11 protein-coding genes are annotated in these 15,580 nt (G+C 53.0%); 3 read left to right on the forward strand and 8 right to left on the reverse strand.

What is annotated here, in order from left to right:
* Positions 1-208: 208 nt before the first annotated feature.
* Positions 209-1,045, forward strand: a complete 837-nt coding sequence (locus tag HND56_08820) for a hypothetical protein (GenBank protein QKK05783.1) — start codon at positions 209-211, stop codon at positions 1,043-1,045.
* 139 nt (positions 1,046-1,184) lie between these two features.
* The gene (locus tag HND56_08825) at positions 1,185-1,937 is read left to right on the forward strand and encodes a hypothetical protein (GenBank protein QKK05784.1); all 753 of its coding nucleotides are present in this window, start codon (positions 1,185-1,187) and stop codon (positions 1,935-1,937) included.
* A 17-nt stretch (positions 1,938-1,954) separates the two neighbouring features.
* Here HND56_08825 and odhB read toward each other — a convergent pair whose 3' ends face one another.
* The 5 genes from odhB to HND56_08850 form a co-directional block, all read right to left on the reverse strand.
* Positions 1,955-3,160, reverse strand: a complete 1,206-nt coding sequence (gene odhB, locus HND56_08830) for a 2-oxoglutarate dehydrogenase complex dihydrolipoyllysine-residue succinyltransferase (protein QKK05785.1) — start codon at positions 3,158-3,160, stop codon at positions 1,955-1,957.
* Between the two features lie 32 nt (positions 3,161-3,192).
* Entirely contained in the window at positions 3,193-6,123 is a 2,931-nt protein-coding gene (locus HND56_08835; protein QKK05786.1) for a 2-oxoglutarate dehydrogenase E1 component, read from the reverse strand.
* A gap of 131 nt (positions 6,124-6,254) precedes the next feature.
* Positions 6,255-6,974, reverse strand: a complete 720-nt coding sequence (locus tag HND56_08840; GenBank protein QKK06607.1) for a response regulator — start codon at positions 6,972-6,974, stop codon at positions 6,255-6,257.
* A 112-nt stretch (positions 6,975-7,086) separates the two neighbouring features.
* On the reverse strand, positions 7,087-7,872 hold the full coding sequence (locus HND56_08845; protein QKK05787.1) for an alkaline phytoceramidase: 786 nt from the start codon (positions 7,870-7,872) through the stop codon (positions 7,087-7,089).
* A 14-nt stretch (positions 7,873-7,886) separates the two neighbouring features.
* The gene (locus HND56_08850; GenBank protein QKK05788.1) at positions 7,887-9,791 is read right to left on the reverse strand and encodes an autotransporter outer membrane beta-barrel domain-containing protein; all 1,905 of its coding nucleotides are present in this window, start codon (positions 9,789-9,791) and stop codon (positions 7,887-7,889) included.
* A 230-nt stretch (positions 9,792-10,021) separates the two neighbouring features.
* Between HND56_08850 and HND56_08855 the strand changes: the two genes are divergently transcribed.
* On the forward strand, positions 10,022-10,921 hold the full coding sequence (locus HND56_08855; GenBank protein QKK05789.1) for a branched-chain amino acid aminotransferase: 900 nt from the start codon (positions 10,022-10,024) through the stop codon (positions 10,919-10,921).
* On the opposite strand, the gene HND56_08860 is transcribed toward HND56_08855, so the two are convergent.
* The 3 genes from HND56_08860 to trmFO all read right to left on the reverse strand — a co-directional run bounded on the left by HND56_08860 (position 10,922) and on the right by trmFO (position 15,560).
* On the reverse strand, positions 10,922-11,890 hold the full coding sequence (locus HND56_08860) for an AAA family ATPase (protein ID QKK05790.1): 969 nt from the start codon (positions 11,888-11,890) through the stop codon (positions 10,922-10,924). It lies immediately after the preceding gene.
* 79 nt (positions 11,891-11,969) lie between these two features.
* Positions 11,970-14,051 carry a hypothetical protein gene (locus HND56_08865; GenBank protein QKK05791.1) on the reverse strand — a complete coding sequence of 694 codons (2,082 nt, stop codon included), beginning with the start codon at positions 14,049-14,051 and terminating at the stop codon, positions 11,970-11,972.
* Positions 14,052-14,171: 120 nt separating this feature from the next.
* Entirely contained in the window at positions 14,172-15,560 is a 1,389-nt protein-coding gene (trmFO, locus tag HND56_08870; GenBank protein ID QKK05792.1) for a methylenetetrahydrofolate--tRNA-(uracil(54)-C(5))-methyltransferase (FADH(2)-oxidizing) TrmFO, read from the reverse strand.
* Positions 15,561-15,580: the final 20 nt, after the last annotated feature.

A 15,580-nucleotide genomic window follows, 5' to 3' on the forward strand; every position in this document is an offset into this window, starting at 1 on the left:
CATTGTCATAGCATTATATGAAAATAAGTCAAGCAAAAACCGCCGTTTCAACCTGACATAATCTATTGACAATGTTTTTGGGCGGGCGTATAAGGACAGCCTGCATGACGGCGAAACAGAATAAAAGCAACAATCAGCAATATTGCTGAACATGCAAAAAAGCATTGTTTATCAACACATTCATTTAAAACCCAATGGAGAATTCACCATGGCGAAAGCTAAAAAAGAACTGACAGCCGCTGAGCTTGAGAACCTGAAAGAAGTTCCTCTGGCCCTGACCCTGAAAGGGATTGCGGAAGGCTATACGAATATTTTCTACGATGCACCCGTGAATTTCGCAGCAAAAGTCGCACGTAAAACGGAAAATCTGACCAAACACATGATGACCGGCTTTGCCGCTGTCGTCACACTGCCGCTTGGAATCGTTGCCCGTAACGGATTGCGCAGCTTCCACGAGTCTCTGCCCGAAACGAAGAAGAAAAAAAGCGGTAAATACAGCGGATGGGGTAAATTCGGCGGCATCGTCGGTGCCGGCGTATCCTGGTATCTGGCAGGTACGGCGCTTTACGGACAGGGTCTGGCCATGGCAGGTGCCGCTGCCGTTGCAGGTAAAATCGGTATCGGCGTTGGTGCTGCGGTTGTATCCGGCCTGTTTGTTCCGGTTCTCGGCTTTACCGCCGGTGTTCTGGCAGCCGGTGCTGTTGCCGCCGTTGCAACAAAAGCTGTCTCGCTGGCACTTGCCGCGCCGCAAAATGTCGGCACGGGCTGGCGCCGTACGAAAAGCCGTTTCCAAGGCATCAAGCTGGATATTGACCAGCTGCAGCCTGAACTGACACGCGACTCTCTGCAGTCCCGCTACGAAAACCAGCGTTTTCAACGCGCGAGCTACGAAGTCGAGTATCTGCCGGAAGCCGGCCAGCGCAAAATCTACGAATCGCTGAAAGCAAAATTCGATGCTGCGAAAGCAGAAAAAACAGCAGATGCCACCGCTCCCGAGCAAACGGCAACAGCTGCTGCGAAAAAAGGACAAAAACATGGCCGTTAATATCTAACGCCTGTTTTTAAAAGACAAGAAAGCCCCGCCCGAAAAGCGGGGCTTTTTTATTATAACACCACATCCATATATTGACATATGTTAAATATTTCCGTATATTAATACCTCGACACAACCATAGGATAAAATAATGGCTGATCTCAGTTACCCTTTTCGTAAAGCCGCATGGTCTGCAGGGCGTGTTATCGTTCCGCACAGCCAAACAGGGGCTGTCCTGCGCCTTGGCACAATCGGCACCATCGTTGCCGCCGGTGTAATCGGCATAACGAATGTCGCACCTGACACAACACCCGTTGACGGACAGGATGCACGTATTACATCCTATGAACAACAAATTGACCAGCTTTCCGGTTTTTACGCCAATACCGTTGAAAAAACACGCGAAGCATGGCGCAGCAGCAGCATTGAGGGCAAAGAAGCAGCCCAGGTAGAGATGGATGCCGCACATGCAGAGTTCCAGAACACAGCCACGCAGGTTCTGGCGGGTATTTATACGGAAACGGGTATGTCAGAAGATGCCGCTGCCGATCTTTTGGATAAATTTGAAAACAGCATCGGCGATGTTTCCACCATTGAATTTAACGGGCAGAAATTTGCCGATATCGGTGATGCTGCTTTCCTGCGTGAAGCGCAGGCTGATTACACCTATCAGGGGGATGAGATGGATCGCGCGATGAAAATCTCGCAAAGCGCCGCAGCACAAAATGAAGGAGAGGCAAGCTTCAAATTCATGTCGCCGCTGTTCGGCCTTATGGGCGGCATGGTTTCCGTCCTGCTTATTTTGCTGGGCGAAATCACAACAAATGGCGGCATGTCGCGTCTAAGCAAACGTTTGAGCGGTCCACCGCCAAAGCCAAAAAAATCCAGCGGTTTTAATCACTAAACGGTTTTAAAAAAAGCTTACAGGTCAAGCAGCAAACGCTGCGGATCCTCGACGGCGTCCTTAACGCGGACAAGGAAGGACACCGCCTCGCGCCCGTCGATAATGCGGTGATCGTAAGACAGCGCAATATACATCATCGGGCGGATTTTTACCTCGCCCTTCACAGCCACCGGACGTTCCTGAATTGAATGCATCCCCAGAATACCCGATTGCGGCACGTTCAAAATCGGTGTGGACATCAGCGATCCGAAGACGCCGCCATTGGTAATGGTAAAGGTACCGCCTGTCAGGTCGCTCATCTCCAGCTTACCGTCACGGGCACGCGTTCCGAGATCCACAATTCCCGCCTCAACATCGGCAAAGGATTTTTTATCCGCATCACGCAGAACCGGAACCACAAGCCCCGTCGGCGTACTGACGGCAACCCCGATATCGTAATAGTTTTTATAGACAAGTTCATCACCGTCAATCGAGGCATTCACCGCCGGAAAATCTTTCAGCGCCTGAATACAGGCCTTGATGAAAAAGGACATAAAGCCCAGCTTGATGCCGTGGCGTTTTTCAAAACTGTCTTTATATTGCGCACGCAAGGCCATGCAATTCGTCATATCGATTTCGTTGAATGTCGTCAGCATTGCCGCCGTATTTTGCGCTTCTTTCAAACGCTCGGCGATACGCTGGCGCAGGCGCGTCATACGCACGCGCTCTTCGCGCGGGCCTTGATCGGCAACAACCGGAGCAGCAGCTTGCGGCGCGGCTTGCGGCGCAGCCTCCGCACCGCCTTCCATATAGGCCAGCACATCGCCCTTGGTCAGGCGACCGTCTTTACCCGTACCGGTAATTTTCGACGGATCAAGATTATTATCATCAACGATTTTACGTACCGCGGGGGACAGCGTTGCCGCAGCATCGTCATTGGCTGTCGGTTCTGCCGCGACTTTCTCCGCTTTCGGTGCGGCGGCTTTTTTCTCTGCCGGAGCAGCAGCGCCTGCGCCGATTTCACCCAAGACTGTGCCGACAGCGACATTTTCGCCTTCCTTGACCTTGATCTCCTTGATTACACCGGCGGCGGATGCATTCACTTCCAGCGTCACCTTGTCGGTTTCCAGCTCTACCAGCGGATCATCCACCTCGACATGATCGCCGACCTGTTTCAGCCATTGTGCGACGGTTGCCTCTGTCACAGATTCACCCAGCGTCGGAACAATAATCTCTGTCGCCATTTTCCTTACGTCCTTTTCTCTTCTTTCAAATCTTATTTCTTTTTCTTTAATGTCAGCGCTTCGTCAACAATCGCCGCCTGCTGTTCCAAATGATCTTTCAGCAATCCGGTCGCCGGAGAGGCCGCTTCTTTTCGTCCGACATATTGCGGGCGTTGCGCTTTATGTTTCAGTTTTGTCAGCACGCCTTCAATCCGGCGGTCGACAAATGTCCAGCCCCCCATATTCTGCGGTTCTTCCTGACACCACACAATATCGGCATTGGGATATTTTGCAAACTCTTCCGCCAGCGCATCATCCGGGAAGGGATAAAGCTGTTCCAGACGCAGGATGGTAATATCCTTGATCTTGCGTTTATCACGTTCTTCCGCCAAATCATAATAAATCTTACCCGAACAGATCACAACGCGGCGGATATCTTTATTCGCCGCCAGTTTTACATCCTCAAACAAGACGCGATGGAAAGTCTGGCCGTTCATCATCATATCAAGGGAAGAGATACATTCCTTTTTCCTGAGCAGCGATTTCGGCGTAAACACCACCAGCGGCTTGCGGAAATCCCGCTTCATCTGACGGCGCAGCACATGGAAGAAATTGGCGGGTGTCGTGCAATTGACAATTTGCCAGTTATCATCACCGCAAAGCTGCAGGAAACGCTCCATCCGTCCGGAAGAATGCTCCGGTCCCTGCCCTTCATAACCATGCGGTAGCAGCATGACCAGACCGGACATGCGCAGCCATTTTTCTTCGGCAGAGCAAATAAACTGGTCGATCATAATTTGTGCGCCGTTCACGAAATCTCCGAACTGCGCCTCCCACAAGACCAGCGCATTCGGCTCAGCCAGCGAATAGCCGTAATCGAAACCGAGGACCCCCGCTTCGGAAAGCGGACTGTTCCATGCCTTAAACGAGGCTTTCTGTCCTTCGATATTATTCAGCGGGATATAGCGGTCTTCCGTCTTCTGATCAATCAACACGGCATGGCGGTGCGAAAAGGTACCGCGTTCGCAATCCTGACCGGACAGGCGCACCGGGAAACCCTCCATACATAGCGCACCATAGGCCATTGCCTCCGCCGTTGCCCAGTCAAAACCCTCGCCGCTTTCGAACATCGCTTTTTTATCTTCCAGCTGGCGGGCGATTTTCTTATTCAGATTGAAATCATCCGGCACGGTTGTCAGCGCCTTCTTCAAAGGCTCCAGCATGGTTTCGGACAGAGAGGTCTTGCCACGGCGCGCGCCGTGTTCGGCACGTTTTAAGCCGCTCCAATGGCCTTCCAGCATATCCAGCGACGGTTTGTAATTCACCGCCTGCTGAAAATCGGTTTCAAGCTTGCGGTTAAAATCATCGTAAATCTCTTGCCCTTCGCCATCAGCCAAGACACCTTCCCGCTCCAACTGCGTCACATATTGTTCCCGCACTGTCGGCTGTTTTTTGATGCGCTCATACATCAGCGGCTGTGTGAATGCCGGCTCATCGCCTTCATTATGGCCGTAGCGGCGGTAGCAGATCAGATCAATAAACACATCACGTTTGAATTCCTGACGGTATTCAATCGCAATCCGCGCAACATGCACGACCGCTTCGGGGTCATCGCCATTGACATGGAAAACCGGTGCCTGAATCATCCCCGCCACATCCGTACAGTAAACGCCGGAGCGCGAGTCGGATGGCGAGGTTGTAAAACCGATCTGGTTATTAATGACAATATGCACCGTCCCGCCGATACCATAGCCGTTCAGCCCGGACATCATCAGCGTTTCCATGATAATCCCCTGCCCCGCGACGGCGGCATCACCATGCAGCAGCAGACCGATCACCTGCTCTTTCTCTTTGTCACGGCGTTGATCCTGCTTTGCCCGTACTTTACCGGCCACCAGCGGATTGACCGCCTCCAGATGCGACGGGTTCGCCGTCAGCGACAAATGCACGACATTACCGTCAAAATCGCGGTTGCTGGATGTGCCAAGATGGTATTTCACATCCCCCGACCCTTGCACCTCATGCGGCTTGGCGGAATGGCCCTGAAACTCGGAGAACACAGCCGTATAGGGCTTGCCCATAACATTGGCCAGCACGTTCAAACGGCCGCGATGCGCCATGCCCAGAACGATTTCTTTCACGCCCAGCTGCCCGCCGCGTTTCATAATCTGTTCAATCGCCGGAACCAGAGCCTCACCGCCATCAAGACCGAAACGCTTCGTGCCGGTATGTTTCACATGCAGAAACTTCTCGAAGCCTTCGGCGGCAGTCAGACGTTGCAAAATAGCCTTCTTACCCTTGACCGTAAAATCGGTCTGGTTGCGCTCGCCTTCAATACGTTCCTGAATCCATGACTTTTGTGCAGGATCCTGAATATGCATGAATTCGACACCGATACGGCCGCAATAAGTGCCTTTCAGCGTCGCGAGGATTTCCCGCAATGTTGCGGTTTCAAAACCCAGCACATTATTAATAAAAATCGGGCGGTCATAATCATCCTCGGTAAAACCGTAATTTTTCGGGTCCAGCTCCGGATGATATTTGGTTTCCTGCAAGCCCAGCGGATCCAGATCAGCCAGCAGATGACCGCGAATGCGGTAGGCGCGGATCAGTAACAGCGCATTCACGGAATCCAGTGTTGCACGACGCAGCTCATCGGTTGAAACCGGTGCAGCCGCCGTTTTCTGCGGCGCCGCTTTTGCCGCTTTCGCACCGCCCTTTGCTCCTGCTTCCGGCATACCGTCATCACCGTTTGCAGGCAGGACAACCGCCAGTTTCTCACTAGAGGGTGCCCAGCTCGCCCCGGTGATTTCCGCCAGAACATCGCGTTCGCTGTCACCGATATTTTTGAAAAAATCCGACCAGTCGGCACTAACCGAAGACGGATCGCGCAAAAAACGGGCATACAGCCCGGCAACATATTCGGCGTCCATGGAAGATAAAACGTGAAGAGGCGAAACGGCGGCGGAAGGGGATGCGGACATTGTTCTTTTTTCCTTGGTTTTCATCAATGCATATCCGTTTTCCATGATATGCGGAACGGAAGCAGATTCATAGAGCAAATCGGAATTTTTTGAAAGGGTTTTTTCAGCGGAAAACAGCAAAAAAACAGCGGTTATTCCGCATCCGCGTCAGGCCGCAGCACATAGCCCTGGCCGCGGATGGTGTGGAGGTAGCGGGGATTTTTTGAATCTTTTTCAAATTTGCGGCGCAGGCGCGTGACTTGCACGTCGATACTGCGGTCGGAGGCCGCCATCTCGCCCTTTGCGGCCAGTTCTTCGCGTGAGACGACCTGCCCGGGAACGCGTGCGAGGCAGAGCAAAAGACGGCGCTCGGTCTCCGTGAGCGGTATTATAATACCTTGGCCGGTATCGCGCAGCTCCTCCCGCGCGGTGTCAAATTCATATGCCCCCAGCTTGACGGGGCGGGTCTGTTCCGCTGCCATAGAAAAAGCCATCGTCCGGCGCAGAATTGCCTGAATACGCAGGATCAGTTCTTTCGGCTCGAAGGGTTTGGAGAGGTAATCATCGGCGCCCGCCTCCAGCCCTTTGATACGGGTTTCGGTTTCGCCCAGCGCCGTCAGCATAATCAGCGGCAGATCGCGGTGGGTTTTGCGGATTTTTTTGGCAAGGCTGATGCCGTCCTCGCCGGGCATCATAATATCGAGGATGGCGATATCGAAGAGGAAATATTTCAGTTTTTCCTGCGCATCCACGGCATCTTCCGCCGTGATAACGATGCAGTCCTGCTGCGTCAGATAGCGGTCGAGCAGTTTGCGCAGCCGCGCATCATCATCCACCACCAGAATATGCGGTTTTTCCGCTTCGGATTTTATAGGTTTTTGCTGTGCCACGACATTCCTTTCCGGCTTCCTTTCCGATAGGGCATGCGCCCGCTGTCATAGGAGTATTATAGACAAGACGCGGTATAAATCACCTGAAAGATTTTCATGTTCCGGTAATGTATTTGCGGCGCTGCGCATAGAGGACAAGGTAATAGGTGCCGAAGGCCGAGGACAGATGTTTCAATGTATGGCCGCTGACCGCATGGCCGAGCGCCGTGAAGATAGCCTGATCAAAATGTTCGAAAAATTTCGCCAGCGCATAGAACAGCATCAGCCACCACAGATATTTTGTGCCGCTGTATTTCGGCGGGAACAGCAGTAAAATCAGCGGTGCGGTTATCAGCGGGAAGAATTGCACCACGGCGTAGAAACGCAGATCCCCCCTGCCCGCCTGTTCGGTGATATGCCAGTACAGCGCCGCCGCCGCGCCCAGAACCAGCAGGAGAGGGAACAGGATTTTTCCCGCTTTTTTATGCACCCTTTCTCCGATCAGCATGGCGTAAATCGCCATAAAGCCGATGGTCATCGGCAGACGATCCCAAAACAATGTGCCGTTATCGGGGGCAAGGTGATAATATCCCGAGCCCAGCCCGACCAGAAAAATTCCGGCAAAAGCCGTGAACATCGCCTGTTTTTCAAAGGCACTGCGGAACCCCTCCGTATCACTCCTGCGGCGATAGACCGCCAGCATACCCAGCAGACCGGTCAGAAAATAGGGAAGGTTCGACAGGACGTCACCGAAATTGGCGATGCCCCACAGCCCCCGCTTATCCGCAAAGTCATGATAGGCCGGGTCTTGCGGCACGGGCGGCAGCATCAGCACCGCCGCGCCGCAGAGAACCGCCAGCACAATCAAAAGACGGGTTTTGACGTGATGTGATAATTTCATAGCCCGTCAGATATCTACCATTTCAAACCGGCATGCAAACGCACAACGCCTTCCGTGTCGTCACCGCCGGTAATCGGGTCGCCGTTTTCGTCTTCGTCATTGAACAGCAGCGTATTCTGGTAGAAATTTGCATCAAGCCCGACACCAAACGCATCCGAAATATGCAGGTAATCCATTTTCAGACCTGTTTTCTGGCGGCCTTCATCCAGGCCGACGGTCAGCTGCGGTGTAAACATGCCGGCAAATCTGTCGCTTTTGATGGATTTGACAATAATGCCGTCAACGCTCCAGCTTGTATAATCATTGCGTCCAAGCTGCACCGTTCCCTCAAGCGAGCCTGACAAACCCGCCTCATCATTAAACCAGCGGAAGCCCGTCCCCAGATCAAAAGCGCTGGGGTCATTATTGATTGCATCGCTCATCTCAAGCAGGAAATCGGCCTTCACGAAGGGGAAGAAAATATTGCCGTTAGAGGCATAATTATAACCGCCCTCCCCGCCGATGCGGAACTCGCTGGAATTGGAGGTATTGCTTGCCGTCACGACAGCCGCGGAATCGGTAAAGCCGTCGATATCACGATGCGATGCCGTATAGCCGAGCTTGCCCGCCAGCGTAAAGTCATCCACCTGTTTGGTCGCACGCGCGCGCAGGGATGCAAAATAGGTTGAGGCATCCGTATCGGCGCTGACCGGTACCGTTGATTTGGCACGCATCTGATCAATATTGCTAAACGTATATCCCAAAGCCCCATTCACCGTCAGCCAGTCATTGACCTGCCAGATGCCGTAAGGAGAAATCGTATAGGCGTTTTCATCATAATCGCCGTCGTTAAAGGAGGTATCAATACGAATGGAGGAATATGACAGGGCGAGACCCAGCAACTGATTGCTCCGCAGCTTGTAATCACCGCCTGCGGTGACCGTAAAGGCATCGCCGTTAAAGGCAGAGGCCGCGCGTTCATTATCAACTTTGGCAAATGAGGAATAAGCCCAGAGATTGACATTGCTGCCCGCAAAATTGGAACGGCGCGTTGTGCCTGTTTTGGCATCAGGAATAGCATCCTGAGTCTGGTTCATGCGTCCGCCGAATAATGTGACACCGTCACCGCGCGCCGTATCGAAATTCATATAGGGGCTCAACGCAACCAGACCGCTACGCAGATCATTTGTGCCTTCGGTATAGTTATAGCGGGAGGAACCCAGAACATCATCAGCTTTGGAGAACAAGGAGGAAACAGCGGCAGAAGAACCGGAAGAATACAACCCGCCGCCCATAAAATTACTGGCGTTATTTTGGCCTTCCACAGCATTCGACTGCATACCGCCAAGCATGCCGGTTCCTGTAATCACATCGACGTGATTTTGGATATTGTTCAGTGTTCCCGTTGTGTTCGCATTGGATGCCGCGGCATTCAGGGATGTGTTGCCCGTGCCGGAGCCGGTGCCGCCGGTTACCGTAACGCTGGCATTATTGAAGGTCCATACAAAACCGGCAATCGTATAATTCGCCGATATGGTGATGGTCCGCCCCATTGAATCCGTCCGTGTCATTGTATCGGTAAATGTTGCGTTAACGCCCCCGGTAATACGGCTACACGCATTTCCAGCCGTAATAGCAGTGCCCTGCAAATTGCAGCCATTATGATCTGTATTATTTGTACCCGCACCTGTGCCGACATTCGCTGCGGAATGAACGATGGCGGCTGCATCTTGCGAGAAAAGCGTGATGTCATCAAGCGCGGTTGAGGATGCCTGATACGGATTACCAACGGTACAGGCTCCCGCAGAGCTGTCATAAAAGACGACAAAGCCGGATCCGTTCCCGCCCCCCACACAATTGATGGTTGCCGCCTTTGCACTGCCGGGAAATGCTGTGACCGCCAACAACAGAAAGGCCAAAACACTGTACAAAACGTTCATTTTCACTCTCACCGGATGTTGCTCCCTTACAGTAATGCAGATATTTACAGGTTAAATCATTCTCGTGATAAGACATGACTTCCCGATAAATTGCAACCCGTTACATAGAACTTACATTGCATTATTCTTATCAATTCCTTCTTTTTATTGCCCTGCGGCAATGGTTCCTGATACGATGAGGCTTCCCGTCTGGGCGGGCAATATAACGATAAAAACAGGATATAAAGACAATGGCGGATCTGCCTTTTGACCAGCGCGAAGGCTGGATATGGTTTGACGGTGAATTCATCCCCTGGCAGGAGGCGAAGGTGCATATTATGTCGCACGGCTTTCACTATGCCAGCGCGGTATTTGAAGGCATCCGCGCCTATAACGGCCATATCTTTAAACTGCATGAACATAATGAGCGGCTGATCAATTCCGGTAAGGTGATGGATTTCAAAATCCCCTACAGTTCTGATGAGCTGGATGAAGCCTGCCGCGCCACCATAGAAAAGAACGGATTGAAAAACGCCTATCTGCGCCCGCTCGCCTGGCGCGGCACGGAGCAAATGGGCGTGACGGCGCAGAGATCAAAAATCCATACCATGATTGCGACATGGGAATGGCCGAGCTATTTCTCGCCCGAAGCGCGGGAGAAAGGCATTTCCCTGATTACCGCCCCGTGGAAACGCCCCTCCCCCGAATGTGCGCCTGTGCATACCAAGGCGATCGGGCTGTATATGATCTGCACCCTGTCCAAGCATTTTGCCGAGAATAACGGTTATAATGATGCCTTGATGCTGGATTACCGCGGACAGGTTGCCGAGGCGACAGGGGCGAATATCTTTCTGATGAAAGACGGCGAAATCCATACGCCGATTGCCGATTGCTTTTTGAACGGCATCACCCGCCGCACCATCATGGAGATTGCCGAAAGCCGCGGCTATCCCATCCATGAACGCGCGATCATGCCCGAAGAGCTGAAAGATTTTGACGAAGTGTTCCTGACAGGCACGGCGGCGGAAGTCACCGCCGTCGGCAAGATCAATGATTTGACTTATGAGGTCGGGCCGATTACGCGCCAACTGCGTGCCGATTATGAAGCGCTGGTCAATAGCGGCGCGGATGAGTGGATGCTGGCGGGGTGATTAACGGCGGAAAGGTTTGGCCGCTTTGCTTGCCGCTACGGGCGTTTGCGCCGGTTTTTCAAAACGTGTTTCGTAGGATTTGACGCATTTTTGCCAGTTGACGGGCTTGCCGTGGGAGGCTAGTTCGCCGAGGAAGGCGTCCAGCGCCTCCTGATTATGGACGGTGACTTTGCCGTCTTTGGCCTCGACTGCCAGCACGGCGTCTTTTTCCAGACCGTCACGCCAATAGAGCGATACTTCATCCGAATACGCGAAATATTCACCGACGCGGTCGGGGAACATGTTATTGCCCTTATCGAGAAAATCCTGTTTGGGGATGTAGCGGCGCTCCGTCTCGAAGCGTTTTTCGGCGCTTTGCCAGCGCACATCTTCGGGCGCATGGCAAATAACAGTGGCGATATGATAACCCGCTTTTTTGATATTCTCGTATAATGTCGGCGTGGCGGGGCTGGTGCCTGTGGTGCCGAAAACGATATTGCGGCCTTCGCTTGCCGCGCGGTTCATCACCGCATTTGACACATAGTTGGAGCCCCAGCGCCATTTCGTATAGGCGGCAACACGCATCACATCGGAGTTAGGGTCGGCTTTCAGCATGGATTTAAACCGCGTCATCTCCAGCAGCAGCTCATCCGGGTCAACATAAACGCCTTTGATATCGCCCTCGGCCAATTTGCGGCGCAGCAAGGTGGTTTTTCCCGAACCGGGGCCGCCTGCCGTGATATAGATTTTTTTGCCTTTTTTGCTGTTTCTTCCGCTGAAGGCAGCGGTGAGTTTTTTGGCCTGTTTTTGATAGAGGCGTTCGGCTTCGGATTTCAGATGCGTTTTTTCCGCATCGCTATAGCTTTCCTGTGATTCATCGCCCGCCGGTTCAATCCCCATGGACTGTTTTACAGCCGCATCAATGGCATAGGTTTTGTCGAGAAAGCCGTCGACGATCTCCGCCGGAACGATTGTCTTTTTTGCCGCCATAACTTTCCTCACAGAATAAAATCAAAGAGGAATTTTTAGCACAGTTTTTATAATATGTCAAATTGTAAACCCTGCTCTTTTACGGGCAGGTCGTGCCGTCCGTAAAGACGATCTGCCCTGTCGCGCCTGCGCCGATAATGTTGCACGTGCCGCCGTTTCTGACATTGCCCGTTGAGCCCGCGGCAATGCCGACAACATTTGTCAGTTGCACCGCAATCGGCGCAGTCAATGTATTGTTACTGATCAATACATTTGTGGAAGGAGAAATATCCATTGCTATTGCTGTTGCCGCCGGATTGAGGGTATTCACCGTAAAACTGTTGCCTGTGACAATGCCGTCAGGATTGAAGAAATACCATATGCCTCTTGCCTGTCCTACAAATGCCGGATTGGTATTGGTGACTGTGACGTTATTATTCAGCAAAGCTGCACTCATTGCCGCCAACCCTACTCCTGAAAAATCTCCTGTCGTGTTATTGGTGACATTCAGATTTAAACCCATGACCGTCGTATCCGTCTGGAAGATTGTTCTGACAACACTAAAGGAATTTGTTGCATTGATTGTCGGGCGCGTGCCCGGAACGACAAAGGCCGCCTTCCGTCCCGTCACGGTTCCTGTTGCCGTCAACACGGAGCCGCCCCCTGCCAGTATTTGTCCCTGCGGCATCAGGATATCCGTTCCCGCCGCCAGATTAATGGCACCTGCGCTGCCATCGACAATAACAAAACTGTCGACACCTGCGGCAGTCACGGCAGCGGGGACATCAGCGGTATTCGCATCAATCACGGAAACCGTCGTATAATTGCGTGTATTCTGCGGGTTGGCGATTGTGGCGTTTTCCAGCAATCCCGCCGCCGTTCCCGTCACGACATCGACATCACGGTGAATGCGGGTTGTCATACGGCGGTCAAGCGCCGAGAGCGGGCGGGTCTGCGTATCAGCTTTTTTCGCAAATGAGGATAGCGGTATGCGGAGCCGTGCCAGCGCAAAGCTTTGCCCGCCGCGCTGATGATCCCTCTGCGTCTCGATACCGAATGTAAGGCGTGCATCCTCGCCGATATGGGGCAGACCTGTTTTTGCCAGTTCCAGCCGTCCGCGCGGCCCTGCCACTTTCTCAAAGCCGGATGCATCAAAATAATAGCCGCCGCCATAGCCCCAGAGGCTCCAGCCGTTTTCAAACTCATGTCCCATACCCAATTCGGCATCAAAGCCGGGCAAAGCGCGCTCCCTGAAATTCTGCACCTGTATCTGCCCGCCATTGACGGTGCCAACGGGGGCGGCCTCCTGCGTTCCGGCTTCGGGAAGATAGACATTAATGCGTGCCTCGCGGGTGTCCGTCATGGCCTCGGCACCCAGCGTGACCTGATGGAAAATATTGTCATACCGCGTCCGGCGGATATCATAAAAACCGTAAACGCCGCCGATCCATTGATCGTTAAATTGTTTGCGCAAGCCGATGCCGAAATTGCCTTCCTGTGATGAGCGGTTGTCAAAACGGAAACGCAGATCGGCAAAAAGCAGTGAATCATCACTCTGCGCCAGCGGGATGACGGTTGCCGCTTCTCCCAAAATACGTTTGCCGAACCTGCCTTCCGTTTCGATATAAGGCTGCCATTTTTCCGCCGACAGTTTTTTCCTGACGACGGAACCATAGGCGGGGATGATGCGCTCCGCCCTGTTGCCCCAGGCTTTATCGCGGTGCCAGCGGGAATTGGCGGAAGCGGCAAATAAGTCTGCGGAGACTTTTTCAAGATCAATAACAATGCGGTTATTCTGTGCATCATCCTGTTTTTGCAGCATAAAGCCTGCTTTGATATGCAGATATTCATCAAATGCAAAAGTGATATTCCCGCTTTCGGCAGAGACATTCTCTGCCGTCAAAGGCAGGAAGGGCGGCACGGTTTTAAAGGAGGAAAGGTCAATATCCGGCAGCGTCACTGCAGGGATCCGCACGACAAGGCGGCGCGGATCATCCGCGATATGAAATTGAAAATCCGTATCTGTGTCGAGTTCGATCACGATGCGATAGACTTGATCCGCGGGCTGTCCGAAACGGATGTTTTTGATTTCCTGCGCAAACACCGTTTTTGGCAGCAAAAACAGCAGCGCCAGAAAGGCGGATATAAAAATCCTGTAACAAGTAATCGGCTTATAGAGCATCTGTTTTTTCTGATCGTTTCAAGAAAGCCAAACACAGGCACGGAATGCGCCTGATAGAACACTTGGCTCTATCATAATGAAAATATATGAAAAAATACTGAAGAGATTACGGAAAACCTATTAAGCGGCGGCGCGCATGGCGGCGGCAACGCGGGCGAGCCATTCATCAAAGGCTGTTAAGGCGCGTGCGGTGTAGAATTTTTTGCGGTCCAGCCCTTTTAATTTGCGCTTTTTGCCGTTCGGGGTTTCCTGCACGGGAACGGGCGGAAACAGGCCGAAATTGATATTCATCGGCTGGAAAGTGTCGCTTTCCGCGCCGCCTGTGATGTGATTTAAAAGCGCGCCCATTGCCGTTTCATGCGGCGGGGTCAGCACATCACGCCCCAGAATTTCGGCGGCGGCAAAACGCCCCGCCATCAACCCGACAGAGGCACTTTCGACATAACCTTCACAGCCTGTCATCTGCCCTGCGAAACGCAGGCGCGGCAGGGCTTTCAGGCGCAGGCTTTCATCCAGAAGTTTCGGGCTGTTGAGGAAGGTGTTGCGGTGGATGCCGCCCAGCCGTGCAAATTCGGCCTTTTCCAAGCCGGGAATGCTGCGGAAAACCTCGGTTTGCAGCCCGTATTTCAGCTTGGTCTGAAAGCCGACAATGTTATAAAGCGTGCCGAGTTTGTTATCCTGCCGCAGCTGGACAACGGCGTAAGGGCGTTCCTCACTATGCGGATTGGTCAAGCCGACGGGTTTCATCGGGCCAAAGCGCAGCGTTTCCGGGCCGCGTTCGGCCATGACTTCGATGGGCAGACAGCCTTCAAAATAAGGCGTGTCTTTTTCCCAATCCTTGAATTCGGTTTTTTCGCCTGTGACCAGCGCATCAATGAAAGCTTCATATTGTTCTTTATTCATCGGGCAGTTGATGTAATCCTTACCCGTACCGCCCGGCCCCGGTTTGTCGTAGCGGGACTGAAACCATGCTTTGCTCATATCAATGCTGTCTTTATAGACGATCGGCGCGATAGCATCGAAGAAGGCCAACGCGTCCTCCCCCGTTACGCTGCGGATGGCTTCGGACAAGGCCGGTGAGGTCAACGGCCCTGTGGCGATGATGACATGCTGCCAATCTTCGGGCGGCAAGCCGTCCAGCTCGCCGCGTTCAAGCGTAATGCGCGGATGTGCGGCAAGTGTTTCCGAGACTTCCTGAGAGAAGACGTCACGGTCAACCGCCAGCGCCGAACCTGCGGGAACGCGGGCATTATCGCCTGCGCGCATAATCAGCGAACCGGCGCGGCGCATTTCCTCATGCAAGAGGCCGACGGCGTTATGTTCGTGATCGTCGGAGCGGAAAGAGTTGGAGCAGACAAGCTCCGCACAGCCTTCGGTCTTATGCGCGGGGGTCATTTTCTCGGGCCGCATTTCATGCAGCACGACGGTGACGCCAGCCTCGGCAGCCTGCCATGCAGCCTCGCTGCCTGCCAGCCCTGCGCCGATGATATGGAGTGTTTTGTCTGTCATAATAATGACCTTATAATCGG

The sequence above is a fragment of the Pseudomonadota bacterium genome (assembly GCA_013285465.1).
In the GTDB taxonomy this organism is placed as follows: domain Bacteria; phylum Pseudomonadota; class Alphaproteobacteria; order Micavibrionales; family CSBR16-224; genus CSBR16-224.

What these genes read in the sequence shown, in the direction of transcription:
- HND56_08820 (QKK05783.1), top strand. Translation starts at nt 209, where the DNA reads ATGGCGAAAGCTAAAAAAGAACTGACAGCCGCTGAGCTTGAGAACCTG.
- HND56_08825 (QKK05784.1), top strand. Translation starts at nt 1,185, where the DNA reads ATGGCTGATCTCAGTTACCCTTTTCGTAAAGCCGCATGGTCTGCAGGG.
- odhB (QKK05785.1), bottom strand. Translation starts at nt 3,160, where the DNA reads ATGGCGACAGAGATTATTGTTCCGACGCTGGGTGAATCTGTGACAGAG.
- HND56_08835 (QKK05786.1), bottom strand. Translation starts at nt 6,123, where the DNA reads ATGTCCGCATCCCCTTCCGCCGCCGTTTCGCCTCTTCACGTTTTATCT.
- HND56_08845 (QKK05787.1), bottom strand. Translation starts at nt 7,872, where the DNA reads ATGAAATTATCACATCACGTCAAAACCCGTCTTTTGATTGTGCTGGCG.
- HND56_08850 (QKK05788.1), bottom strand. Translation starts at nt 9,791, where the DNA reads ATGAACGTTTTGTACAGTGTTTTGGCCTTTCTGTTGTTGGCGGTCACA.
- HND56_08855 (QKK05789.1), top strand. Translation starts at nt 10,022, where the DNA reads ATGGCGGATCTGCCTTTTGACCAGCGCGAAGGCTGGATATGGTTTGAC.
- HND56_08860 (QKK05790.1), bottom strand. Translation starts at nt 11,890, where the DNA reads ATGGCGGCAAAAAAGACAATCGTTCCGGCGGAGATCGTCGACGGCTTT.
- HND56_08865 (QKK05791.1), bottom strand. Translation starts at nt 14,051, where the DNA reads ATGCTCTATAAGCCGATTACTTGTTACAGGATTTTTATATCCGCCTTT.
- trmFO (QKK05792.1), bottom strand. Translation starts at nt 15,560, where the DNA reads ATGACAGACAAAACACTCCATATCATCGGCGCAGGGCTGGCAGGCAGC.